At 55.4% G+C, this 21119-nt stretch carries 18 protein-coding genes; 12 read left to right on the top strand and 6 right to left on the bottom strand.

Annotation, left to right across the window (positions count from 1 at the left end; translation table 11 throughout):
- Positions 1–46 precede the first annotated feature (46 nt).
- Both ACFSKT_RS18640 and ACFSKT_RS18635 read left to right on the top strand, forming a co-directional pair.
- Positions 47–1300: a peptidase U32 family protein gene (locus tag ACFSKT_RS18640; protein WP_377718690.1), complete on the top strand. Its 1254-nt coding sequence runs from the start codon at positions 47–49 to the stop codon at positions 1298–1300.
- A gap of 325 nt (positions 1301–1625) precedes the next feature.
- Positions 1626–3665: a methyl-accepting chemotaxis protein gene (locus tag ACFSKT_RS18635; RefSeq protein ID WP_377718691.1), complete on the top strand. Its 2040-nt coding sequence runs from the start codon at positions 1626–1628 to the stop codon at positions 3663–3665.
- Between the two features lie 87 nt (positions 3666–3752).
- Here ACFSKT_RS18635 and ACFSKT_RS18630 read toward each other — a convergent pair whose 3' ends face one another.
- Together ACFSKT_RS18630 and ACFSKT_RS18625 are read right to left on the bottom strand one after the other, a co-directional pair.
- The gene (locus ACFSKT_RS18630; RefSeq protein WP_377718692.1) at positions 3753–4439 is read right to left on the bottom strand and encodes a zinc metallopeptidase; all 687 of its coding nucleotides are present in this window, start codon (positions 4437–4439) and stop codon (positions 3753–3755) included.
- A gap of 49 nt (positions 4440–4488) precedes the next feature.
- Positions 4489–4929, bottom strand: coding sequence for a MerR family transcriptional regulator (locus ACFSKT_RS18625; RefSeq protein ID WP_377718693.1), 441 nt, complete (start codon positions 4927–4929; stop codon positions 4489–4491).
- 477 nt (positions 4930–5406) lie between these two features.
- Between ACFSKT_RS18625 and ACFSKT_RS18620 the strand changes: the two genes are divergently transcribed.
- The 3 genes from ACFSKT_RS18620 to ACFSKT_RS18610 are packed head-to-tail and all read left to right on the top strand — an operon-like array spanning position 5407 to position 8559.
- Complete coding sequence (locus tag ACFSKT_RS18620) at positions 5407–6681, top strand: ammonium transporter (protein ID WP_377718694.1); 1275 nt, start codon at positions 5407–5409, stop codon at positions 6679–6681.
- Between the two features lie 54 nt (positions 6682–6735).
- A complete protein-coding gene (locus tag ACFSKT_RS18615) occupies positions 6736–7806 on the top strand; it encodes a DUF294 nucleotidyltransferase-like domain-containing protein (protein WP_377718695.1) in 1071 nt (356 codons plus the stop codon).
- Between the two features lie 18 nt (positions 7807–7824).
- The gene (locus ACFSKT_RS18610; RefSeq protein WP_377718696.1) at positions 7825–8559 is read left to right on the top strand and encodes an exonuclease domain-containing protein; all 735 of its coding nucleotides are present in this window, start codon (positions 7825–7827) and stop codon (positions 8557–8559) included.
- Here ACFSKT_RS18610 and ACFSKT_RS18605 read toward each other — a convergent pair.
- Together ACFSKT_RS18605 and ACFSKT_RS18600 are read right to left on the bottom strand one after the other, a co-directional pair.
- Entirely contained in the window at positions 8533–9009 is a 477-nt protein-coding gene (locus tag ACFSKT_RS18605; protein ID WP_377718697.1) for a M67 family metallopeptidase, read from the bottom strand. The two genes, ACFSKT_RS18610 and ACFSKT_RS18605, sit on opposite strands and share 27 nt — an antisense overlap.
- Positions 9010–9061: 52 nt before the next feature.
- Entirely contained in the window at positions 9062–10372 is a 1311-nt protein-coding gene (locus tag ACFSKT_RS18600) for an MFS transporter (protein ID WP_377718698.1), read from the bottom strand.
- 120 nt (positions 10373–10492) lie between these two features.
- On the opposite strand from ACFSKT_RS18600, the gene ACFSKT_RS18595 reads away from it, so the two are divergent.
- Positions 10493–11038 (top strand): TlpA family protein disulfide reductase, encoded by a 546-nt coding sequence (locus ACFSKT_RS18595; protein WP_377718699.1) that lies wholly within the window; start codon positions 10493–10495, stop codon positions 11036–11038.
- 85 nt (positions 11039–11123) lie between these two features.
- On the opposite strand, the gene cimA is transcribed toward ACFSKT_RS18595, so the two are convergent.
- Positions 11124–12737 (bottom strand): citramalate synthase, encoded by a 1614-nt coding sequence (gene cimA, locus ACFSKT_RS18590; RefSeq protein ID WP_377718700.1) that lies wholly within the window; start codon positions 12735–12737, stop codon positions 11124–11126.
- Between the two features lie 247 nt (positions 12738–12984).
- Between cimA and ACFSKT_RS18585 the strand changes: the two genes are divergently transcribed.
- The 6 genes from ACFSKT_RS18585 (at position 12985) to yjbM (ending at position 20469) form a co-directional block, all read left to right on the top strand.
- On the top strand, positions 12985–14259 hold the full coding sequence (locus ACFSKT_RS18585) for a DNA polymerase IV (RefSeq protein ID WP_377718701.1): 1275 nt from the start codon (positions 12985–12987) through the stop codon (positions 14257–14259).
- Positions 14260–14331: 72 nt separating this feature from the next.
- Positions 14332–14565, top strand: a complete 234-nt coding sequence (locus ACFSKT_RS18580; RefSeq protein ID WP_148930223.1) for a ferredoxin — start codon at positions 14332–14334, stop codon at positions 14563–14565.
- A 217-nt stretch (positions 14566–14782) separates the two neighbouring features.
- Entirely contained in the window at positions 14783–16549 is a 1767-nt protein-coding gene (locus ACFSKT_RS18575; protein ID WP_377718702.1) for a FecR family protein, read from the top strand.
- Positions 16550–16561: 12 nt separating this feature from the next.
- Positions 16562–18151: a stalk domain-containing protein gene (locus ACFSKT_RS18570; RefSeq protein ID WP_377718703.1), complete on the top strand. Its 1590-nt coding sequence runs from the start codon at positions 16562–16564 to the stop codon at positions 18149–18151.
- Between the two features lie 401 nt (positions 18152–18552).
- A complete protein-coding gene (locus ACFSKT_RS18565) occupies positions 18553–19650 on the top strand; it encodes a quinone-dependent dihydroorotate dehydrogenase (RefSeq protein WP_377718704.1) in 1098 nt (365 codons plus the stop codon).
- An 18-nt stretch (positions 19651–19668) separates the two neighbouring features.
- Positions 19669–20469 (top strand): GTP diphosphokinase, encoded by an 801-nt coding sequence (gene yjbM, locus ACFSKT_RS18560; RefSeq protein WP_377718705.1) that lies wholly within the window; start codon positions 19669–19671, stop codon positions 20467–20469.
- A gap of 99 nt (positions 20470–20568) precedes the next feature.
- On the opposite strand, the gene ACFSKT_RS18555 is transcribed toward yjbM, so the two are convergent.
- Positions 20569–21114 (bottom strand): PCYCGC motif-containing (lipo)protein, encoded by a 546-nt coding sequence (locus ACFSKT_RS18555; protein ID WP_377718706.1) that lies wholly within the window; start codon positions 21112–21114, stop codon positions 20569–20571.
- Positions 21115–21119: the final 5 nt, after the last annotated feature.

The following is a 21119-nucleotide window of genomic DNA, read 5'->3' as shown; positions in this document are numbered from 1 at the left end:
TCACGATCTGACGACATCGCGAAACACAATCAGGAGGTGCACGGCCATGGCAACGAAGACGAAACCGCGTTTTACGGGAAAACGTCACCGTCTGGACCGGCCTGAGCTGCTTGCTCCGGCAGGCAATCTGGAAAAACTTAAGTTCGCCGTCCATTATGGGGCGGATGCGGTATATATCGGCGGCCAGCATTATGGGCTGCGTTCGAATGCAGACAACTTCACATTCGAAGAAATGAAGGAAGGCGTAGAATTCGCAGCCCGATACGGCGCCAAAGTGTTCGTCGCGACGAACATCTATGCGCACAACGAGGATCTGGCAGGGCTGGAGGATTATTTGCGCGGCTTGGAAGAAGCGGGGATCGCGGCGATTATCGCGGCCGACCCGATTATCATGGAGACGGCTCAGCGCGTCGCGCCGAAGCTGGAGGTGCATGTCAGCACGCAGCAATCGACGATGAACTGGCAGGCTGTGCAATTTTGGAAAGAAGAAGGCATGCCGCGCGTCGTGCTCGCCCGTGAAGCCAGCCTAGAAGAAATCGCGGAGATTAAAGCGAACGTGGACGTCGAGATCGAAGCCTTTATCCACGGCGCGATGTGCTCGTCGTATTCGGGACGCTGCGTGCTCTCGAACCATTTTACGGATCGCGACTCCAACCGGGGCGGGTGCTGCCAATCATGCCGCTGGAAGTACGATTTGTATGAGGACGACATTCAAGTGTATGGCATGGACGAAGATCAATTTACGATGGGCTCCAAAGACTTATGCATGCTTGAGAACGTGCCGGACCTGATTGAGGTCGGCGTTGACAGCTTCAAAATCGAGGGGCGCATGAAAAGCCTGCACTACGTGGCAACCGTCGTTCATGCGTATCGTCAAGCGATTGATTCTTATATGGCGGATCCCGATAATTATGAGCTGAAGGAAGAGTGGCTGCATGATATTCAGAAAGCCGCGAACCGTCCGCTTAACACAGGATTTTTCTATGACACGCCAGGCGCAGAAGATCATATTTACGGACCGGAAGATAAAGCGGCGCCGTACGATTTTGCAGGCGTCGTGCTCTCGTATGACGAATCTACCGGCCTTGCGGTCATTCAGCAGCGTAATCATTTCAAGCCGGGTCAAGAAGTTGAATTTTTCGGTCCGAACGGCACCGGATTCAAACAAGTGGTCGGCGAGATTACCGATGAAGCTGGGAATAAGCTAGACGCCGCTCGCCATCCGCTGCAGCCGATCGTCATGCGATGCGAACAGCCGGTTCAGCCGATGGACATGATGCGCAAACGGATACGCCCGTAGTCTCTGCACCTTAGCATACTCCTTTCCGGTCGTGTTTACCCCGGGGAGGAGTTTTTTTGTTCTGGCGTCGTTTGCTATAAAGTTTTAACGCGGCAAAGCCGACAAATAGGATAAGGATAACTTTGCACGGCGAGGAAAGCCTTGCCGATCTCATAGACAAGAGGAGAGAGCGCCTGAACAAGCAACCATGGACCATGACAACAGCAGGAAGGATGAGCAGCGCGAACATATCCTGGACGTATCGTCGCGAAGCAGCCGGTTTACAGATTCATTCATGTAAACGCTTTACTTATACAGCAACCTCGATCAGGCTAAGGGGGCCATTATGAGAAACCGTATTCGTTTGCAATCCGTCGGACTGAAGTTATTTTTGATTATCTTTATCGCGATTGTCGTATGCGTATTGGTCGTCGGTTTATTTTCGTATTCCACCTCCAAATCCATCATTAAAGACAAGGTGTCGGAATCAACGGAAGTGGCGATTCGCCAATCGGCGGGCAAGCTGGACTTGATGTTCCAGAACTACGAAGATATGACGATGCAAATTATGCTGGACACGACCATTCAGAAGAACATCGACGCCATGATCAATTCCGAAGATACATACGAACGTTTTCAAGCGACGCAAGAAGTGAACAAGGTTCTTCAGATGTACGTTGTCGGCAATGATTCCATCGTCAATACGAACCTCATTGCGATCGGGGGCGATATCCCGACGATATCGGTCGGGGCGACGTTGACGGAGGCGCAGAACGAAGCCTGGTTCAAGGAAGTGGTGGAGCAGGACGGCAAGCTGGTCTGGATTCCGGTTCAAGCTAAAGGTTTGAGCGGGCAGGGCAACACCCCGACGTTCGGCGCGACCCGCGTCATCAAGAACACCATTACGAACAAAGGCGATTTCGTGCTGGTAATGGAATATAGCGCGGAGCACCTGGCCGACCAGTTGGCCGATCTGCAAATCGGCGATGGCAGCCGCATCTCCATCGTGGATATGAATAGCGCCATCGTCTACGATAGCGACGTGACGCTGGTGGGCAAGCCTTCGGCGGTTAAACTTCCAACTGAAGGGCAGAAGGCGAAGGGCGGTTCCTTAGATGGGACGGATCATGCCGGACGCGAAGTGCTGGCGATCTACGATCAATTCGAGGCTGTGGAGAATTGGCGGCTGCTCGGCACGGTGCCGGTCGAACAATTGGTGAAGGACGCGGGTACCATTCGCACCACCACGTGGATTATTGCGGCTGTCGCGGCGCTGCTGGCTGTCGGCATTGGACTCTTCGTCATTCGTATTGTTGCTAGACCGCTCGTCCAACTTCGCAATCTCATGAACGAGGGAGAGCGCGGCAACCTGATGGTTCGCTCCAATATCAAGAGCAAGGACGAGATTGGCCAGCTATCGAACAGCTTTAATCAGATGATGGCCCAAATCACGACGCTTGTTCATCAGACGACGAACTCGGCGCAGGAAGTGTTAATGACAGCCGGAGAACTGGCGGAAGCCTCTCGTCAAACGTCCACTTCGGCGAAGGAAATCGCATCGGCGACGGAAGAGATTGCTAGCGGTGCGACAAGTCTTGCGATCGAAGCGGAACGGGGCACGGATCTGACGGGTGAAATCGAGCTTCAGATGAAGCAGGTGTTAGCGAGCAATTCGTTGATGTCTTCGGCTGCCCGCGAAGTCGAACGCTCCAGTATGCAGGGCACCGACCACATGAAAGTGCTGATCAACAAGACCACTTCGACCGAAGAGATGACGCGTTCCATGGTCGAGAAGGTCGAGCGGCTGCAAGAAAGCACGGAATCCATTCGGAAAATACTCGATGTACTGCAAAGCCTGACCAAACAGACGAATATTCTATCATTGAACGCGGCGATCGAGGCGGCGCGAGCGGGAGAAGCCGGCAAAGGCTTCATGGTCGTCGCCGACGAAATTCGCAAGCTGGCGGACCAATCCAGACAATCGATCGACGTCGTCGGACAGATTACCGTGACCATCCAGAACGAGATTGAAGAGACGGTCGGCGTCTTGTCCACCGCATATCCGATGTTCCAGGAACAAATCGTGTCCGTGAAAGAGGCGGATGCGATCTTCACCGGCGTCCATGGGCAAATGACGCAGTTCATCGGCAGCTTGAACGACGTGACCGAGGCAATCGGGAAGCTGGAACATTCGCAGCAAGTATTAAATGAAGCGATGAGCAACGTAAGCGCGGTTGCGGAGGAATCCTCGGCGACATCGGAAGAGGTGGCATCGTTAAGCAGCGAACAGACGAACATTGCCGCCGGGCTGGTCAACCTGTCGGAGAAGCTGGAGACCGTCTCCCAAGCGCTTGGCGAATCGTTATCGCGATTCACGACCAAATAATCAACAAATCCAGGCAAGGCAAACAAAGAGGAAGGCCGTCGAATCGACGGCCTTCCTCTTTGTGCATATCCGGATGAACTGAAACGTTTACTCATCGCGGTTCGAACTGAAGATCATCACGTATTTGAGCAATTCAAGGAGAGAGATTAACGCAGCGGCGACGTAGGTCAATGCGGCGGCGTTGAGGACTTTGGCCACGCCGCGTTCTTCCTCGTTCGTAATGAAGCCTTCGGACACCATAAGCTCCCTTGCCCGGCTGCTGGCGTTGAACTCGACGGGCAACGTAATCAATTGAAACGCGACCGCGATGGAGAAGAACGCAATGCCGAGTCCGAACAAGCCAGTCGCTTGAAAGAAGAAGCCGGCGAGCAGCAGGAACGGCGCGATGCCGGACGCGATATTGACGACCGGGAAAATCCGGTGGCGAAGCGCAAGCATCGGATAGTTGACGCTGTGTTGGATCGCATGTCCGACCTCGTGGCAAGCGACCGAGATCGCCGAGATGGAATGTTCATAATACACCGGCTCGGACAGGCGCACGACCCGATGAATGGGATCGTAATGGTCGGAGAGCGTGCCGCGCACCGGTTCGACGGGGATGTGATGAAGTCCGTTATTGTCTAGCATGCGTCTGGCCGCCTGATAGCCGGTTAGCCCGCTCGCGGCGGGGACGCCTGACCATCGGTTAAACGTACCCCGAACGCGAAATTGAGCCCAGATGGAGACGGCAAAGGCTATTAGGATGAGGAAGTCCATAGGGTGAAAGAACAACATGTGCGTATCCCTCCATTAAGGTACTTTCGCTGGTGTATCGCCTCAGGACTTACATAAATCCGCTTTTGTTCATTAGCAGCATGAGCGCTTCGACGCAAGCGGCGGTCGAAGGGACGATCCGTTTGAATACTTGCTGCGCCTGTTTAGGCTTCAACTGATTCAGTACCGGTTCGAGCTCCTTCACTTCGCGCTGCAGCTGCTCCAGGCGAAGCTGGAGGTCCGTTAGTTTACTCGAGACATGTTCGTCGGGCGAAATCTTTTGCCAGCTGTCGATGTTGGTTTTGATTTCGTCTAAGGAATATTTGTCCTTCTTCATTTGTTCGATTCGTTTGAGCCGCTCCAGCGTGTCGTCGCTGTAGAGCCGGTAGTTTTTGGCGGATCGGGTTTCGGGAACGATAAGACCGGTTGATGTGTAATAATCGATGGTGCGCGCGCTTACGCCAGCGAGCTTGGATAATTCGCCAATACGGTATAGCGGTTTCTCTGCCATGTCCTCACCTTCTTTCAGGCACATGATTACTTATCTATATTATGATACCGAAAAATCAACCATACAGTCAAACGTCACGCTTTTGGTGCGATTTACAAGTCAAAAAGCTAACATGACAGCTAATTTTACGTCATACATAAAATATAGATCGCATGTGAAAAAAGCCAAGTTGCCTCAGAAATCCGAAGTATTCTCGTCCTCCCAACCCGATTCGAAGCCTTTTGTGAGAAAAAACTTAACATTGATATCTTGAAAAGACACGAACGTTAGAATATTTTTTGCACTTTGTCAAAAAGGATATTGTCAAAATAACCTGTTCTGACTATAATGACATTAAGTCTTTCCTCATGTGTAAGGAATCATAACATTAAGGGAGTGGTCGTCGTGGTCAAGAAAACATTAGTATCATTAGGAGCTTTAGCCTTACTGTTCCCGGCCTTATCGTATGCGGATGATCCATCAGCAGCACAACTAAATATGGGGCTAAATGCCCTGTGGATCATGGTGTCGGCCGTACTGGTTATTCTGATGCAAGGCGGTTTTATTTTGCTTGAGTCCGGATCGACCCGCATGAAGAATGCGGGCCACGTCGCCGGCAAAACGATTTTCACGCTGGGCCTTTGTTCCTTGGTCTATTGGGCAGTCGGTTATGGCTTCACGTTCGGTACGGATAATGCGGAAACCACGCTAAGCAAATTCCTCGGTATTGGCGATTTCTTCTTTAATCCATCTATCGTAGCGGACGAGGGCGCTAGCTATCCGTCGACGATTTTCTTCCTGTTCCAGTTGGCGTTCGCCGCAATCTCGCTCAGCATCGCGTGGGGCGGATTCGCAGAACGCGCCAAATTGTCTTCCTACCTCGTATTCACGGTTCTGTTCACCGCGATTATTTACCCGGTTGTCGCGCACTGGATCTGGGGCGGCGGTTGGCTGGCCAAAGACGGCGCGCAAGACTATGCGGGTTCCACCGTCGTTCACTTGACGGGCGCGCTCGCGGCTTTCGCGGCTACAGTTCTTCTTAAACCTCGTATCGGCAAATTTAACAAAGATGGTTCCGCGAATGAAATTCTTGGTCACAACCAAGTATACAGCGCATTATCGGTCCTTCTTCTGTGGGTGGGCTGGTTCGGTTTCAATGCAGGCAGCGCGGTAAGCGTCGGCGAAGGATTCTTCGGTTACGTGGCGTTCAATACGCAGTTGGGCGCGGCAGGCGGTGCCGTAGCGGCGCTGCTGATCTCCTGGCTGGTGGCAGGCAAGGCGGACATTACGTCGATGCTCAATGGCGCTCTCGCTGGTTTGGTCGCCATCACCGCATCGTGCGCATTCGTTGATCCTTGGGCAGCCGTCGTCATCGGTCTCGTTGCCGGCATCCTGGTAGTATTCAGCGTGAAGTTCTTCGAGAAAATCAAAGTCGACGATCCGATCTACGCATTGTCGGTACACGGGGTTGCCGGGATCTGGGGTACGCTGGCCAACGGTATCTTCGCCACCCAAACACTGGCGGAGCAAGTAGGCGTCGGCCGCGGCGGTCTGATCGACACGGGCAGCTGGCACCAATTGTGGATTCAATTCGAATCCGTCGTCGTCTGCGGCGCGTTCGTACTCGCGGCATCGTTCCTGATTCTGGGCGTTATGAAAATGATCATGGGCTTCCGCGTCACGGAAGAGCAAGAGATTATCGGTCTGGACCTTTCCGAGCACGGTACTTACGGCTACCCGGAGCAAATGAAGAAAGCGCAGCAAAATCTGTAACTCCCATGGTAAAATCGGGATAGTAGAGATATGGACCAAAGGGGAGCGAGCAGTATGAACGATCCGGTCTGCGCACAACTGCTGACGACAATCAGCCAAGCCGACGATTACAAGACGCTGCGCGGATTACGCGATCAATTCCATGAGCATATGGAATCGCTGCTCTTCGAACAACCGGTCGAACAATTTTATGACCATCTGAACGGCGTTCATGACGCGCTGATCCAGCGCGCGATCGCCCTTTCGGAAATGCAAATGGCACGGATGGGGAACGGCTCCCCTCCCGTGCCTTATGCATATCTATTGTTCGGCAGCGGCGGGCGGGAAGAGCAGACGTTATCCAGCGATCAAGACAGCGGCCTCATCTATCAGGATCCCAGCGATTCTTCGCAGCTGGAGGATATCCGGCGATATTTTTGCGATTTTGCAGGCGTCATCACCCAAGCTCTCGTGCAGATCGGTTATCCGCCTTGCGAAGGCAATGTCATTAGCTCCAATGCGGATTGGAACATGCCGTTATCCGAATGGAAACAAAAGCTCAACGGCTGGTTCGAGGAGCCGAATTGGGAGCGGGTTCGTTATTTGCTCATCATCGCGGACGCGCGATGCGTCTATGGCGCATGCGAGCTTGCGGACGAGCTAAAAGACCATTTCTATTCCGATCTGCTGCGCAACCCGGTCGTGGCGAATCATATGCTCAGCAATACGATGCGGCATAAAGTGCTGATCGGCGTCTTCGGCCAGCTGTTAAAGGAGCAGTATGGTGAGGATGCAGGCAGTTTGGATGTGAAGTACGGCGCCTATATTCCGATGGTGAACGCCATCCGGCTGATGGCGATCCAAGCGGAGCTGCGCGAGACGTCCACGCTGGATCGAATCGCTGCGCTTCACCGGATAGGCAAGTTTACGGAAGGCGATAGGCAGATGTACCGCGAAGCCTTTCAGCTTTTTCTGCGACTGCGGCTGATGACGACCGAGCGGTACGTCGATTCGGTGTATGCGAATAACGGCAAGCTGGCCAAACGGCGGTTGACCAAGGATTTGATCGAAGAGCTGAAGGTCGGACTTCGTGTAGGCAAAAAACTCCAACGTCGTGTGCACAAGGAGATGGACGGAAGAACGTAGCGTGAAAGGGGTGACACCATGAAAGAGCAGAAGGGCGTCGGGCGGATGTGGCATCTGTACAAAATGGGAGGCATTACGCCGGCAATTGCTTCGATGCTGGGGGCGCAGAATGCCCAGCAGATGGCGTTTATCCGCTCCATGTCCAAGGAGCAGCGCAAGCAGTCCGCTATGGAACAGCTGCTGGATGAAACGGAGTATATCGTCTTCGATCTCGAGACAACCGGCTTCAATCCTTACAATGGCGACGAGATCCTTTCCGTCGGTGCCGTCATGATGAAAGGACGCGAAATGTACGAGGACCGGATTTTCTACAGCCTCGTCAATCCGAAGCGGCGCGTACCGAAGCATATCACGGAACTCACCGGCATTACGAACGACATGGCGGAGGACGCGCCGGATTTGATGCAGGTGCTGCATGACTTTATGGAGTTCGTGGGCAAGCGAATCTTAGTCGCGCACGCGAGCGGACATGATAAGCAGTTTCTCAATGCGGCGTTATGGCGAACGTCCAAAGTGAACCTGACGCACCGCGTGCTCGATACGATGATGGTCGCCAAATGGCTGGAGCCGAATCGGGAAGGGTATGCGTTAGATGAATTGCTGATCGAAAGCGGCATCGCGATCACGCAGCGGCATCATGCGCTGGAGGACTCCTTAATGACCGGACGGTTGTGGCAGCATTACTTGCGAAGGATCCTGTCGCGGAACATCCAGACGCTTGGGGATCTATACGCGTACTTGAGCAAACATTGAAGGCAGCCATTGTCCTCGGCGCAGGCGGTACACGCAAACCGAAGGCGAATCCGGAACGGCCAAAGAGAGAATCCAATACGTCTCCGCGCCCGAATGCCGCAGACCGGCCAGATCGGCTTGCGACAAGACAGGCGGAGCGGTGGGATGGGAATGGAAGAAACCGACAAGCGATTGTCGGTTTTTTTGCATCCGATAATAGGCGTCGACCCATGCGTCCGGCGAGAAGGCGAAGGTCCGAACCGGGTTCGCTGCCGCATTGGGAATCGCATAGACATCGGTTATTCGTATAGCCGCATCTTGCAGACAACCTGGAAGCGGACCCGCGAGCGCGCCGCAAGCTTCGTAAGGCAGCCTTTGCCTGGCATGCTGAAGCATCGTTTCATAAGCATCTGCCGTGATCGTGATTCGGGCGGTCATACCGTGGGATTGCTCAAATGGTGTATTAAGCATCTTCGCGCGCCTTTCCATCTATGCTTACCCCAGTATAACACAGGCGCACGCATCACGCGGCGTCGCCTGCAGTCTTGGGCGGGCGGACGAAGCCGGCGACCAATCCGAGCGCGCACAGCGATAGTCCGGCTACGACGCCATATAACAGCAGGTCCGATTTGCTGGCCAGCCAGCCGAAGATCGGCGGTCCGAAGGCAACGCCGAGGAAGCGCAGGCTGCTGTACAGCGAAGTGATCATGCCGCGGTGCTGGCTATCGACAGAACCGGTAATCAGCGTATTGAGGCAGGGGAGCACCATCCCGGTTCCCACGCTGCCGACGGTGGCCAGCCCGATCACAATCCACACATTCTGATGGAAGAATGCCGCGGCGCCGAGGGAGGCGGCCAAGATCGCAAGCCCGAGCAGCATGAGTCTGCGCATAAGGACGCCGTTGTTCTTAATGTGGTGGCCGGTCAAATACGCGGTAATGACTAGCCCAAGCAGCGGGATTGCTAATATGCCGCCTTTGGCCACGCCATCGATACTGTATGGTTTTTTCTCCAGCACGTCCGATAAACGGAACAGCACGCCGAACAAAATGAACAGGCCGAGCGCCCCCGCGAGGAAGGCAGATATCAGCCACTTCCCTTTCTCCCGGAACACTTGCGCGACGTTTGCCACGTACGTTTTGACGGGGATCGGCTTCTTGTCGGTCTTCTTCGGCTCCTTGATCATGAGCATAAGCGCGAACGAAGCGGCGCAGAAGAACGGAAAGGCGAATAGCGGGGCGTACCATATCCACATGGCGAGCAGGGACCCGATGATGGGGCTGACGACTTTGCCCGCGCCGTTCGAGGCTTCGATCAGTCCGAGCGCTTCGCTTTCCTCGCCGTCCTTGTACATATCACCCACGAGCGCCATTGCGATCGGGGAGGTGCCGGCCGCTCCGATCCCTTGGAAGGCTCTGGCCGTAATCAATACGCCGTAGGAATGCCACAACGCGCCCAGTCCCGCGACGATCCCGGCAGCGCCGTAGATGGCCAACGAAATGAGGATGATCAGTTTGCGCGAATAGCGGTCCGACAGATAACCCGTAATCGGAATAATGACGCCGGCGGCGACGGAGAACAACGTAATGACCAGACTGGATTGAAAATCGGACACGCCTAGCTGCTGCTGCAGATCCGGCAAAATCGGCACCAGCATGGAATTGCCCAACACCAGCACGAGCGGAACGGAAGCGAACGCAATGTATTCCTTCCACTTGCCCCCGCCCGAACCGCCGCTTTTCGACTCGTTCGTTTCACCTTTGGACGTTTCATACGTTCGCAGTTGCTGCCGGTTACCGCTCCCGGCGCGCGTTGTCGTGTTTCCCAACTTCATCTCTCCCACGTCAAAGTCTCATGCTGAATAATATTCCCCTGAACTTGAGCTTCCATCCTCGCCATGGTAACATGACCTTAAGATGGAACATGCAATCAACCAGACGAAAGAAGGCTTGACATGAGAAGAACGCTGCTGCTGCTCGCCGTCATCCTTGTGTTGACGGGCGCGGCTTTGTATCAGAACCAATCGAAGGGCGCTGCGGGCAATGCCACGGCGGCCTCATCATCCTCGGAGGCGAAGCCGAAACCGGGATACACGGCTCCCGCGCTGTCGCTGCCGAATTTGGACGAGCAATCGGTCGCGATCGGCGGGCAGAGCGACAAGCTGACGCTGCTCAATTTCTGGGCATCCTGGTGTTATCCGTGCGAGCTGGAAGCTCCGGATCTGCAGGAGCTGTCAGAGAAATATGCGGACCGCATGGTCCTGCTCGGGGTCAATTCGACCAAGCTGGATAAGGAACGCCAAGCGCGCGAATTCGTCGATCAGCAGAAGCTGACGTTTCCGATCCTGATGGATCGAGAGGGGACGGCAACCGACCTCTATAAGATCAACACGTTCCCGACCAGTCTGATTATCGATCAGAACGGGGTTGTGCGCGAGCGGGTGCAAGGGGTGATCACCAAGGCGGAGTGGGAAGATAAAATCGAGAAGTGGCTCAACTAACCTCAAGTCTAGGGGATGAAAAAACGCCTCGCACGACAAGACCATCTTGTCGGCGAGGCGTTATTCGTTCTAAATGCGATTCGCGCTAGTGGTTCACCAGGCCGAATCGTTCGCGCGGTTCATCCTGCGCGGGTTCCACTTTGTCCATTTTCAGCAGCGCGTAGCGGAAGCTGTCGACGAGTGCTTCCCAGCTTGCTTCGATGACGTTGCTGGAGACGCCGACCGTGCTCCAAGAGCTCGTGAAATCGGTGGATTCCATGAGCACGCGGACTTTGGCCGCCGTCGCATCCTTCTCGTCGATGACGCGCACCTTATAATCGGTCAGATGAATCGCGTTGATATTCGGGAAAAATTGAACGAGCGCTTTGCGCAGCGCATTATCGAGCGCGTTGACCGGTCCGTTGCCTTCGGCGGCGGTGTAGACCGATTGGCCATCGACGTTCACCTTCACGATCGCTTCTGCGTTCATTTGGCCGGCCGATTTCTCCATGATCATTTTGAACGAATCGAGCGTGAAGACGGCTTTCGTCTCCCCGAACGCATCTCTAAGCAGCAGTTCGAGCGAAGCGTCCGCGCCTTCGTACTGATAGCCCTGGTGCTCCAGCTCCTTGATTTGCTCCATAATGTGCTTGGTTTTGTCGTTGTTGGCGTTAATATCAAGCCCGAGCTCCTGTGCCTTCGAAATAATATTGCTTTGGCCGGCCAACTCGGAGACGAGGATGCGCTGCTTGTTGCCGACCAGCTGCGGTTGGATATGCTCGTAGGTTTTCGAGTCTTTCATGATCGCGGAGACGTGAATGCCGCCTTTGTGCGCGAACGCCGCGTTGCCGACGAACGGTTGCCCGACCGGCATGGTGGCGTTGGCGATCTCGCTAACGTAGCGCGCCGTGCTCGTGAGCGATTGGAGCTGTTCCGGCGTTAGACAAGGATAGTTCATTTTGAGCTGCAAATTCGGTATGATCGAGCACAGGTTTGCGTTGCCGCATCGCTCGCCGTATCCGTTAATCGTTCCTTGCACCTGTCTTGCCCCGGCTTGAACGGCCGCAAGCGTATTGGCGACGGCCAGCTCGCAATCATTATGGGTATGTATGCCGATCGGCGCCGTAAGCTCCGCGCGTACGCGGGAGACGATCTCATGAATTTCGGAAGGAAGCGTGCCGCCGTTCGTATCGCACAGCACGAGCCAGTCCGCGCCAGCGTCCTGCGCGCTGCGCAGCGCGGCGAGCGCGTATTCAGGATTATGCTTATAGCCGTCGAAGAAGTGCTCCGCGTCGTAGATCGCCTCGACGCCGCTGCGCTTGAGGAAAGCGAACGAATCGAAAATCATGGCGAGATTTTCCTCGAGCGTCGTTTGGAGAGCGGTGTGCACATGAAAATCCCACGACTTGCCGACAAGCGTGGCGGCGGGAACGCCGGATTCGACGATCCGGATTAGACTGGTATCATGCTCGGCCAGACTGTTCTTGCGTCTCGTGCTGCCGAACGCGGTCAGCTTCGCCTGGAGCCGGAGGTTCTTCGCACGCTGGAAAAATTCGATATCTTTACTGTTGCTGCCCGGATTGCCGCCTTCGATATAATGAACGCCGAGAGCATCGAGCTTCTGGGCGATTTTCAATTTGTCATCTGCCGATAGGCTGATGCCTTCCCCTTGCGTTCCGTCCCGCAGCGTTGTATCGAATATGGAAATTGCCTGTGCCATTGCTTGGACGCTCCTTCCCTCATATAAACTGTCTATAAATTCATAATTTTATCATTATAGCATGAGATGTTGCGGGCGTAAACGAAACGGACGACGGGAAAACGGCGAAAATATCGGCTTTTCAAGCAAGCGAAATCGACCTGGCGTGAACGCTAACGGGGGCGCTTCGGCATGTTGACCCGGACAACGGGCGATTGTATGATTTATATATTTCAGCAGTGGAAGCGGAAGGGTAAGGGAGCGGAACATGGCGGAAAAACGATCGGGGCGGATTATCGTCCATGTCGATATGAACGCGTTTTATTGCTCCGTTCATGAAGCGGAGCAGCCTGACATATATAAAGGAAAGGCGACCGCGGTGGCCGGCAGCGCGGAGCTGCGCAAAGGCGTTATCGTGACCTCCTCGTACGAGGCTCGCAAGCGCGGCGTCAAGACGGGGATGACGGTTCGTCAAGGCCTGAAGCTATGCCCGGATCTGATGCTGATCCAGCCGGATTTTGATCTGTACCGCAAATACTCCAGAGGATTCTTGAACATTGCATCGCAGTACACGCCTTTGGTGGAAGCGTCCTCGATCGACGAATGCTACCTCGACATTACCGGCTCTTCCACCTTCGGGGAGCCGCTCGAGATCGCACGCGCGATTCAACGGCGGATCCGGGAGGAGTGGCAGCTGCCCTGTTCGATCGGCGTTGCGCCGAACAAGCTTTTGGCAAAGATGGCATCGGACATGCAGAAGCCGAACGGCTTCACCGTGCTGCGCATCCGGGATGTGCCGCATCTGTTGTGGGATAAGCCATGCGACACTTTATTCGGTATCGGACGGAAGACGGCGGACAAACTAAGAAAGCTTAACATCCGGACGATCGGACAGCTGGCGGCTGCGGATGAAGGACTGCTTGCAAAGCAATTCGGCGTCGTCGGCATCTGGATGAAAGCAGCTGCCCATGGCATCGATCACGCGCCGGTGAACGAGCAGCGGGAACCGAACAAGTCGATCGGCCACACGACGACGATGCCGCGCGACGTGACCAAGCGCGAGGAGGCGCATCGGATTTTGCTCAATTTGACGGATCAGACCGGCCGCAGGATGCGAAGACAGAAACTAATGGCCAAGGTCGTGCAGATTACGATGCGCAATCCGGACATGTCGACCATTACGCGCTCTGCCACGCTTCCCAATCCGACGGACGCCACGCCGGACCTTTATAAGGAAGCGACGAAGCTCTTCGATCAGCACTGGCGGGAAGGCGCTCCGCTTCGCTTGCTTGGCGTGACGCTTCAGAACTTGAGTCCGCGGGACGAATCCGCCATACAGTTGGATCTGTTCAACTATGAGGAGCAGCCGAAGAAAGAGGCGCTTACGAAAGCGATGGATATGCTGCGCGACAAATTCGGCGAGGACGCGGTGCTGACCGCGGGCATGCTGGGCGACGACCCGTCGGCGCTCATTCGCAACAAACGAATTCGGGGGACATCCTTGCAAACAGACGAGCTTTTGTTATATAGTAGTGATGATTGAGGTCATAATAATCATTATAAATAGGGCATGAACGCGACCCGACATGCGATTTATTTTTGGGAGGGAAACACGGTGGCAAAGTATACTTACGTCGATAAAGATACATGTATCGCTTGCGGAGCTTGCGGCGCGACGGCACCAGACATTTACGATTACGACGACGAAGGCTTGGCGGAAGTCATTTTCGACGGCGACGGCAACCGCGGCGTCAAGGAAATTCCGGAAGACCTGTACGACGATATGCAAGACGCAACCGACGGTTGTCCGACGGATTCGATCAAAATCGCGGATTCGCCGTTCAACTAATCAGGTACGATAGATGCAGACATAACCCCTGGCGCCTTTGGCGTTCAGGGGTTATTTGTCGTCTTCATATTGCCAGTTTTATAAGCGCAAGGATAGAATAGGAGATAGGCTGGAAGTATCGAGTCTCTCGATCTCGCGGCGATCGTTTCGGTATTTTCATAGGTATCGGGAACTAATCTACCATCATCGAGGGACGGCTACATAAGGAGGAGAACGCTTGAATCGCTATTATGCAAGATTAACGTCGATCATGCTTTGCTTCGCGCTGCTGATCGCGCCTGCCGTTCTATGGACGGGAACGAAACAGGCATCCGCGCAAGTGATGCGCGTCGCTATCGTCAAATCGCTGAAGGGCGGCGTGTCCGTGCTGAAGTCGGGCGGTTCGAAACCGTTCAAGGCGTTCAAAAACATGAGCTTGAACGAAGGCGACCTGCTGAAGACCGGCAAAGACGGCAGCGTTCAACTCGAACTGGCGAGCGATGATTCGGATCGCGATGAATTGACGGTCGGCAGCGAATCCGAAATTTCCTTTACGAAACTCAAAGACAAGACGGGCTCTAAAACGAAGCTGAACGTATGGGCGGGAACGTTATGGGTCAAGGTCAAGTCGGTCGCCGGCGCGGAGGACAGCTTCGAGGTGGAAACGCCGACCTCGATCATGGGCGTCCGCGGCACGAAATTCATTGTCGTCGTCAACCCTCGCACGCGCGTATCCAACGTCGTCTTGGCGGCGGGGGTAATTGAATCGGTGGTGAACAAAAATACCGGCAGCGGCTCGGGAACGGGAAAATCCACGGTGATCTATCCGACGCAGCAAATTGTGCAGACGCAGATCGGCGGAGATGTGGAGACGATCGTGTCGAGCATCGATATCGATTCGTTCGTCCAAGACGTGCCGCCGGACGTCATTCGCGCCATCGTCACCAATGCCGCCAACATCGACGAGGAGCAGAAGGGGCAGCTGGAGCAATGGGAGCAGCAGTTGAAGGGCGGGGCGCTAAGCGGCTCCAAGCCTAAAGAAGCCAATTCCTTGGAGGAATTGAAACGGCTCGAGCATAATTACCAGCTGATGATTTCGTTGATCGCGCAGAAGGCGATGCAGACAAAGAAAATCGAATCGAAAGAGTTAGAGAATTTGGTTAAACAGACGAACGACGAGGCGGGTCGGATCGTCGTGGACCTGAATACCGAGGAAAAGCTGGATTTGACGGAGTCAGAACGGCGTGCGCTTGAGGAAGCGAAGAAGCTTCAGGAACAAGAGCGAGCGCGTTACGAGCAGGAGAGGCTGCTGCTCGAGCAGCAAAGAAAGCTTCAGGAAGCGTTGGCGCAAAAACTGGAGGATCTGCGAAAGGAAAACGAGGAGCGGAACCGCGAAGCGCTGGAGAAATTGGCGCAAAAGGCGGAGGATCTGAAGAAACCGGTCGACCAGGCAACCAAGAACCCGCCAAGCGGCGGGGTGAATGCCGTCATCCCGATTGTGAAATTAACGGGCGATCAAACCGGGGGCACCATCAATGTCGACGTCAATCTGGACGATTTCACCGGAGACAAGAAAATCGCCGCATTCCAATTCGAATTGGAATACGACGAGCGGCTGACGTTTGACATGGACGCCTACCTAAAGCCCGCTTATACCGATATTCGCAAAACGACAAGTCCATTCAAAGTGGAACCGGCCGGGGAGATTCTCCCTAACGCGCTTAGCGCCGATCAGCTGAAGCTGATGAGCGCCGCGCAGAACGGCGGGCCGCTTCCGAAGCCGACCGTGGTGTACTCGGTTGCCAAATTCGCGGGCGAGGCGCTTGCGATCCAGAATTCGACCGCAATCGTCCGTCTCCCTTTTACGCTCGGTTCCTCGATCGGATCGAGCGATACGCTTCGGTTCCGCTTGAAGAGCGTCACCGGACTGAACCAAAACGGTGAAGCCGTATACCGATCTACTTATTATGGCGAACTCAACATTCGCCCGACACAGCAAGGTTAGGAGCATGCGACCATGAAGAAAAGCTTAAGCATCGCGGCAATGGCCGCGGCGCTTCTCATAACGGCGTTTGAGCCAAGCGCGGCTGCTGGGGCATCCGCCTCCTCGCTCGCCGTCAAGAAACCATTGTTCGAAATTCATACGCTGGCCGGGAGCGGCGAGTTCGCCTATCGCGAAGGAAAAGGCGGCACAGCTACCTTTAATCAGCCTACTTCGCTGCTAGTCGATGCCGCGAGCGGCTCGATCGTGCTGGCCGATACGCGCAATCAACGTATACGCGCGATTGCGGCGGACGGCGCGACCTCGACGCTGGCCGGCACCGACTGGTCGAACGGGGAATGGGACTTGCCGCTTGGCGGCCTGAATGACGGCAAGACCGGCGAGTCCGTCCTTAACGCGCCGGGCGGACTCGCCGCCGACGCCAAGGGCAATGTGTATATCGCGGACACGGAGAATCACGCCATCCGCATGCTGGACCGTGCCGGCATGCTGACGACGATAGCCGGCAACGGCGTCATTGGCAATACGGACGGACCCGCGACGGAGGCGCGTTTCTATCATCCGCTGGACATCGCCGTTACCCCCGACGGCGTTATCTACGTGGCGGATACGCTGAACCACGTCATTCGGGTAATCGAAGCCGGCAAGGTGTCGACGATCGGAGCGCTGCCGGAGCGCGCAATTCAGTCGTCGGAGGAAGCAGAACTCGCCGGCAATTTCGCGGACGGACCGCTTGCCGGGGCTAAGTTCAATGAGCCAAGCGGCTTGGCGCTCGATGCGAAAGGGAATTTGTTTGTCAGCGATACAGGGAATCAGCGAATCCGATATGTCGATTTCGGCCAAGGCGTCGTGACGACCGTCGCGGGCGGCCGGACAGGTTCTTTCCCGGGTTATGGCGCCGAAGAAGCTTACGTGTCCGGAGATTATGCGGACGGGAAGGCCGCGGAAGCCAGATTTAACGCGCCAAGAGGGCTGGCGGTGACGGCGGAGGGCGGTCTGCTCATTGCGGATTCGCTCAACCATGCGATCCGTTATTTGAAGGACGGCGTCGTGACGACCCTTGCCGGCACGCCGGGTGATACCGGGCGTGTGGATGGCGTGGCGTCGGCTTCCGGCTTCAATCGGCCGACCGATGTCGCATGGTTGGGAGGCGATTCGTTCGCGGTGGCGGATGCCAACAACAATCGTATCGGCGTCGTGAAGCCTTACGCATTGCCGACCGGACTGAAGAAAGCCGCGGCAATTCATTTGCTGCTGGATCGGCAGCTGGTCGTCACGGATGCCGCGCCGGTCGTGGCGAACGGAACGACGTTCGTGCCGGTGCGTGTCATCACCGAGCAGCTCGGGTTCACCGTGCAATACAAGGCAGGCAAGACAGTACTATCCCGCGGCGAATTGAGCTACACGGTGAGCGCGAAGGCCGCGTCGATTGCGAAATCCGAATCGGGCAAGGCGCAGATCGTCAACCTGTCGGCGGCTCCGTTCTACAAAGAAGGCCGGTTGTTCGTGCCGGTGCGCTTCTTCGCGGAAGAAGCAGGGCTTGACGTGCAGTGGCTGTCCCATGTAGGCGCCGTGCTTCTGCGGCATAAGCAATTCTCAAACTAGACGAACAGGCCGCTCCTTCGGTTGAAGGAGCGGCCTGTTCCCGCTGTTATATAGAAGCGTTATAGCGTTAGTTGTTGACGATGAGCAGCACGGCCATGAGGATCGCTATGGCGGCGAAGGACGAGAGCACCCAAATTAAAGCTTTTTTATTGACGGTTTCTTTCGGTTTCGTTTTCATGGCTGGCGGTCTTTTCTTTGGATGGCTCATGCGAATCAACCCTTCTATTCAAAATGGACATGTAGTTATATTGTAACCGTTTACGAAGTGGCGAGCAATCCTTTTATGCGCGCCCAAGGCTGCAAAAGGCTGGCCGAAGCGGGGCGGAGCTCTTTCTTTTTGTGCCAGAAAAGGATAAACTGTTCGATAGAGCTAAATAGACGAACGAAAGTGGTTGATTCAAGTGTTGTATACCAAGTTGGCTAAGCCTGTCTTCTTCCGAATGGATCCCGAGAAAGCGCATCACCTTGTAATCGACGGCCTGTATACCGCAGCGAGAATTCCCGGGCTGCCGGCTGTCATGCGCGGCATGTACGGGGTGAAGCAGTACCCTGAATTGGAAGTCAACCTGTTCGGACTTCATTTCCCTCATCCGGTCGGGCTCGCGGCCGGCTTGGACAAGAACGCCAAGGCGGTCGAGATGTTCGCGAATATCGGGTTCGGCTTCGCGGAGGTTGGCACGGTCACGCCGAAGGGACAAGCCGGCAACGAGCAGCCGCGGCTGTTCCGCTTGCCGAGCGACGAAGCGCTCGTGAACCGGATGGGCTTCAATAACGATGGCGCGGACGCGATGGCGCAGAGGCTGGCGGCCGTGACGGACCGTCGAATTCCGATTGCCGTGAACATCGGCAAGAATAAGACGACGCCGAACGAATCGGCGCACGAGGACTACCGCGCCTGCATGCAGAAGCTCTATCCGTATGGCGATTTCTTCGTCGTGAACATCAGCTCGCCGAATACGCCTGATCTTCGCGCGCTGCAGCACGGCGACGAGCTTAGCTTGCTGCTTACAACTGTTATGGAAGAAGCGGCGAAGCAAGCGGCCAAGGCTGGCGCTCAGCCGAAGCCGGTGTTGGTGAAGATCGCGCCGGATATGACCGACGAACAGCTCGGGTATACGGTCGAGACGATTCAGAAGAGCGGCGTAGCGGGGATTATCGCCACGAACACGACGATCAGCCGCGACGGGCTGACGCATCCGAACAAGAAGGAGACCGGCGGATTGAGCGGCCTTCCGCTCAAAGCGAGATCCACCGAGGTCATCCGCGCCGTATACCGCCAGACCGGCGGGCAGCTGCCTATTATCGGTTCGGGCGGCATTTTTACGGCAGACGATGCATACGATAAAATTCGCGCTGGTGCAGCTTTAGTCGAAATTTACACCGCGCTTATATACCGCGGACCTGAACTGTTGAACGAGCTCGCGCTAGGAATACGGCAGCGGCTTATCGCAGACGGTTACGCGTCCATCGCTGAAGCGGTTGGAGCAGATCATCGGTAACGAACAGGAGGCGGCTGGATGGACGGTAGAGACTGGAGCCTGTTTTTACAGCCTTACGAACAAGCGGTAGAAGAGTTGAAAGTCAAATTCAAGACGATGCGTACCGAGCTGAAAGTGCGTGAAGCCTATGCGCCGATCGAGTTCGTCACGGGACGCGTGAAGAAAATATCGAGCATTCTGGAGAAGGCGAAACGGTTGTCCGTGCCGCCGGAGAAAATCAACACGGGGATCGAGGACATCGCCGGCATTCGCATTATGTGCCAATTCGTCGACGATATCCACCGGGTGGCGGAGCTTATCCGGGCGCGCAAGGACTTGACGCTCGTGTACGAGAAAGACTACATCACCAATTTTAAAGAGAGCGGCTACCGGAGCTTCCATATGATCGTCGAATATCCGGTGCAGACGGCGCTCGGGCTGACGAAGGTGTTGGCCGAAATTCAAATTCGCACGCTTGCGATGAATTTCTGGGCGACGATCGAACATTCGCTCAACTATAAGTTTAAGGAGAGCTTGCCCGAGGACGTGAAGCTGCGTCTGAAGAAAGCGTCGGAGGCGGCTTTCCTGCTGGATACCGAGATGTCGAGCATTCGCCAGGAGATTCTCGAGGCGCAGACCGATTTCGAGAAGAAATCGAACGTCGTCTCCAGCGTCCTCAGCGACATCCAAGACTTGTATTTCTTCCATCGCGTTCGAGAGGCGGCGCAATTCCAGCTGCGCTTCAACGAGCTGTGGGAGCAGGAGGACGCCTATGGCATTCGCTTGCTGGCCGATGACATCAAGACCGCTTTGAAGCGGGCGAAGAAAGGCCAGGGATAATCGTTCCGCTGTTTTTCGAGTGGATATAACAAGAACCCCGAGCATATGCCATTACTGGCAAGCTCGGGGTTCTTGTCGCTGGGCATGAAAGCGGCGATTCTAGCTCGCCGTCGAAGGTTTATACTTGTCATCGATGAATGTGCGGATCTCGTCCGCGCTCTTGCCTTCGCCCTGCAGCTTCACGATGTCCTGCAGCTCCTGCATGCAGATGCCACAGCTCGCGCTGTGGTTCGTCCACGTAATCTCACCCTCTTTGGCATCCATGATATAGCAGCGGTACAGCGAGTCGTGCACGTCTTCTTCGTAATCCATGCATCCGCAGTAGCAATTGATCTGCTTCATGATATCCGCGGCTCCGCCGACTTGCGCGTAGAGCGATTGCGTCAGATCGGTGTAGTCGCTCAGAAAGCCGGGCATCGTCTGATAAGAGGCCGTCGTCTCGATCAGCTCGCTGCCGTGGAGATGGGCGCCGTCTTCCTTGCCTCCGCCGCAGGCGGACAGAATCGCGATCGAGGCCGCCGTCACGGCTGCGAGCGCGACCAGCTGACGGATGGCCTTGCGCCGCTGATGGGGCGTATCGGCATTGTCCGTTCTGCTTGGGTCGGTCGGATGGAGAGACCTGTTCGGTGTAAACCAGCGTTTCATGGCGC

The sequence above is a fragment of the Paenibacillus xanthanilyticus genome (assembly GCF_042682185.1).
Lineage (GTDB): Bacteria > Bacillota > Bacilli > Paenibacillales > Paenibacillaceae > Paenibacillus_Z > Paenibacillus_Z xanthanilyticus.
The sequence above is the reverse complement of the archived record's forward strand: the minus strand, read 5'-3'. Positions and strand labels throughout refer to the sequence as shown.

Excerpts from the sequence above, each read along its gene's own strand:
- ACFSKT_RS18585 (WP_377718701.1), top strand. The coding sequence starts at position 12,985 with ATGGCGGAAAAACGATCGGGGCGGATTATCGTCCATGTCGATATGAAC.
- ACFSKT_RS18555 (WP_377718706.1), bottom strand. The coding sequence starts at position 21,114 with ATGAAACGCTGGTTTACACCGAACAGGTCTCTCCATCCGACCGACCCA.
- ACFSKT_RS18605 (WP_377718697.1), bottom strand. The coding sequence starts at position 9,009 with ATGCTTAATACACCATTTGAGCAATCCCACGGTATGACCGCCCGAATC.
- ACFSKT_RS18610 (WP_377718696.1), top strand. The coding sequence starts at position 7,825 with ATGAAAGAGCAGAAGGGCGTCGGGCGGATGTGGCATCTGTACAAAATG.
- ACFSKT_RS18595 (WP_377718699.1), top strand. The coding sequence starts at position 10,493 with ATGAGAAGAACGCTGCTGCTGCTCGCCGTCATCCTTGTGTTGACGGGC.
- ACFSKT_RS18615 (WP_377718695.1), top strand. The coding sequence starts at position 6,736 with ATGAACGATCCGGTCTGCGCACAACTGCTGACGACAATCAGCCAAGCC.
- ACFSKT_RS18620 (WP_377718694.1), top strand. The coding sequence starts at position 5,407 with ATGGGGCTAAATGCCCTGTGGATCATGGTGTCGGCCGTACTGGTTATT.
- ACFSKT_RS18600 (WP_377718698.1), bottom strand. The coding sequence starts at position 10,372 with ATGAAGTTGGGAAACACGACAACGCGCGCCGGGAGCGGTAACCGGCAG.
- yjbM (WP_377718705.1), top strand. The coding sequence starts at position 19,669 with ATGGACGGTAGAGACTGGAGCCTGTTTTTACAGCCTTACGAACAAGCG.
- ACFSKT_RS18635 (WP_377718691.1), top strand. The coding sequence starts at position 1,626 with ATGAGAAACCGTATTCGTTTGCAATCCGTCGGACTGAAGTTATTTTTG.
- ACFSKT_RS18625 (WP_377718693.1), bottom strand. The coding sequence starts at position 4,929 with ATGGCAGAGAAACCGCTATACCGTATTGGCGAATTATCCAAGCTCGCT.
- cimA (WP_377718700.1), bottom strand. The coding sequence starts at position 12,737 with ATGGCACAGGCAATTTCCATATTCGATACAACGCTGCGGGACGGAACG.
- ACFSKT_RS18570 (WP_377718703.1), top strand. The coding sequence starts at position 16,562 with ATGAAGAAAAGCTTAAGCATCGCGGCAATGGCCGCGGCGCTTCTCATA.
- ACFSKT_RS18630 (WP_377718692.1), bottom strand. The coding sequence starts at position 4,439 with ATGTTGTTCTTTCACCCTATGGACTTCCTCATCCTAATAGCCTTTGCC.
- ACFSKT_RS18640 (WP_377718690.1), top strand. The coding sequence starts at position 47 with ATGGCAACGAAGACGAAACCGCGTTTTACGGGAAAACGTCACCGTCTG.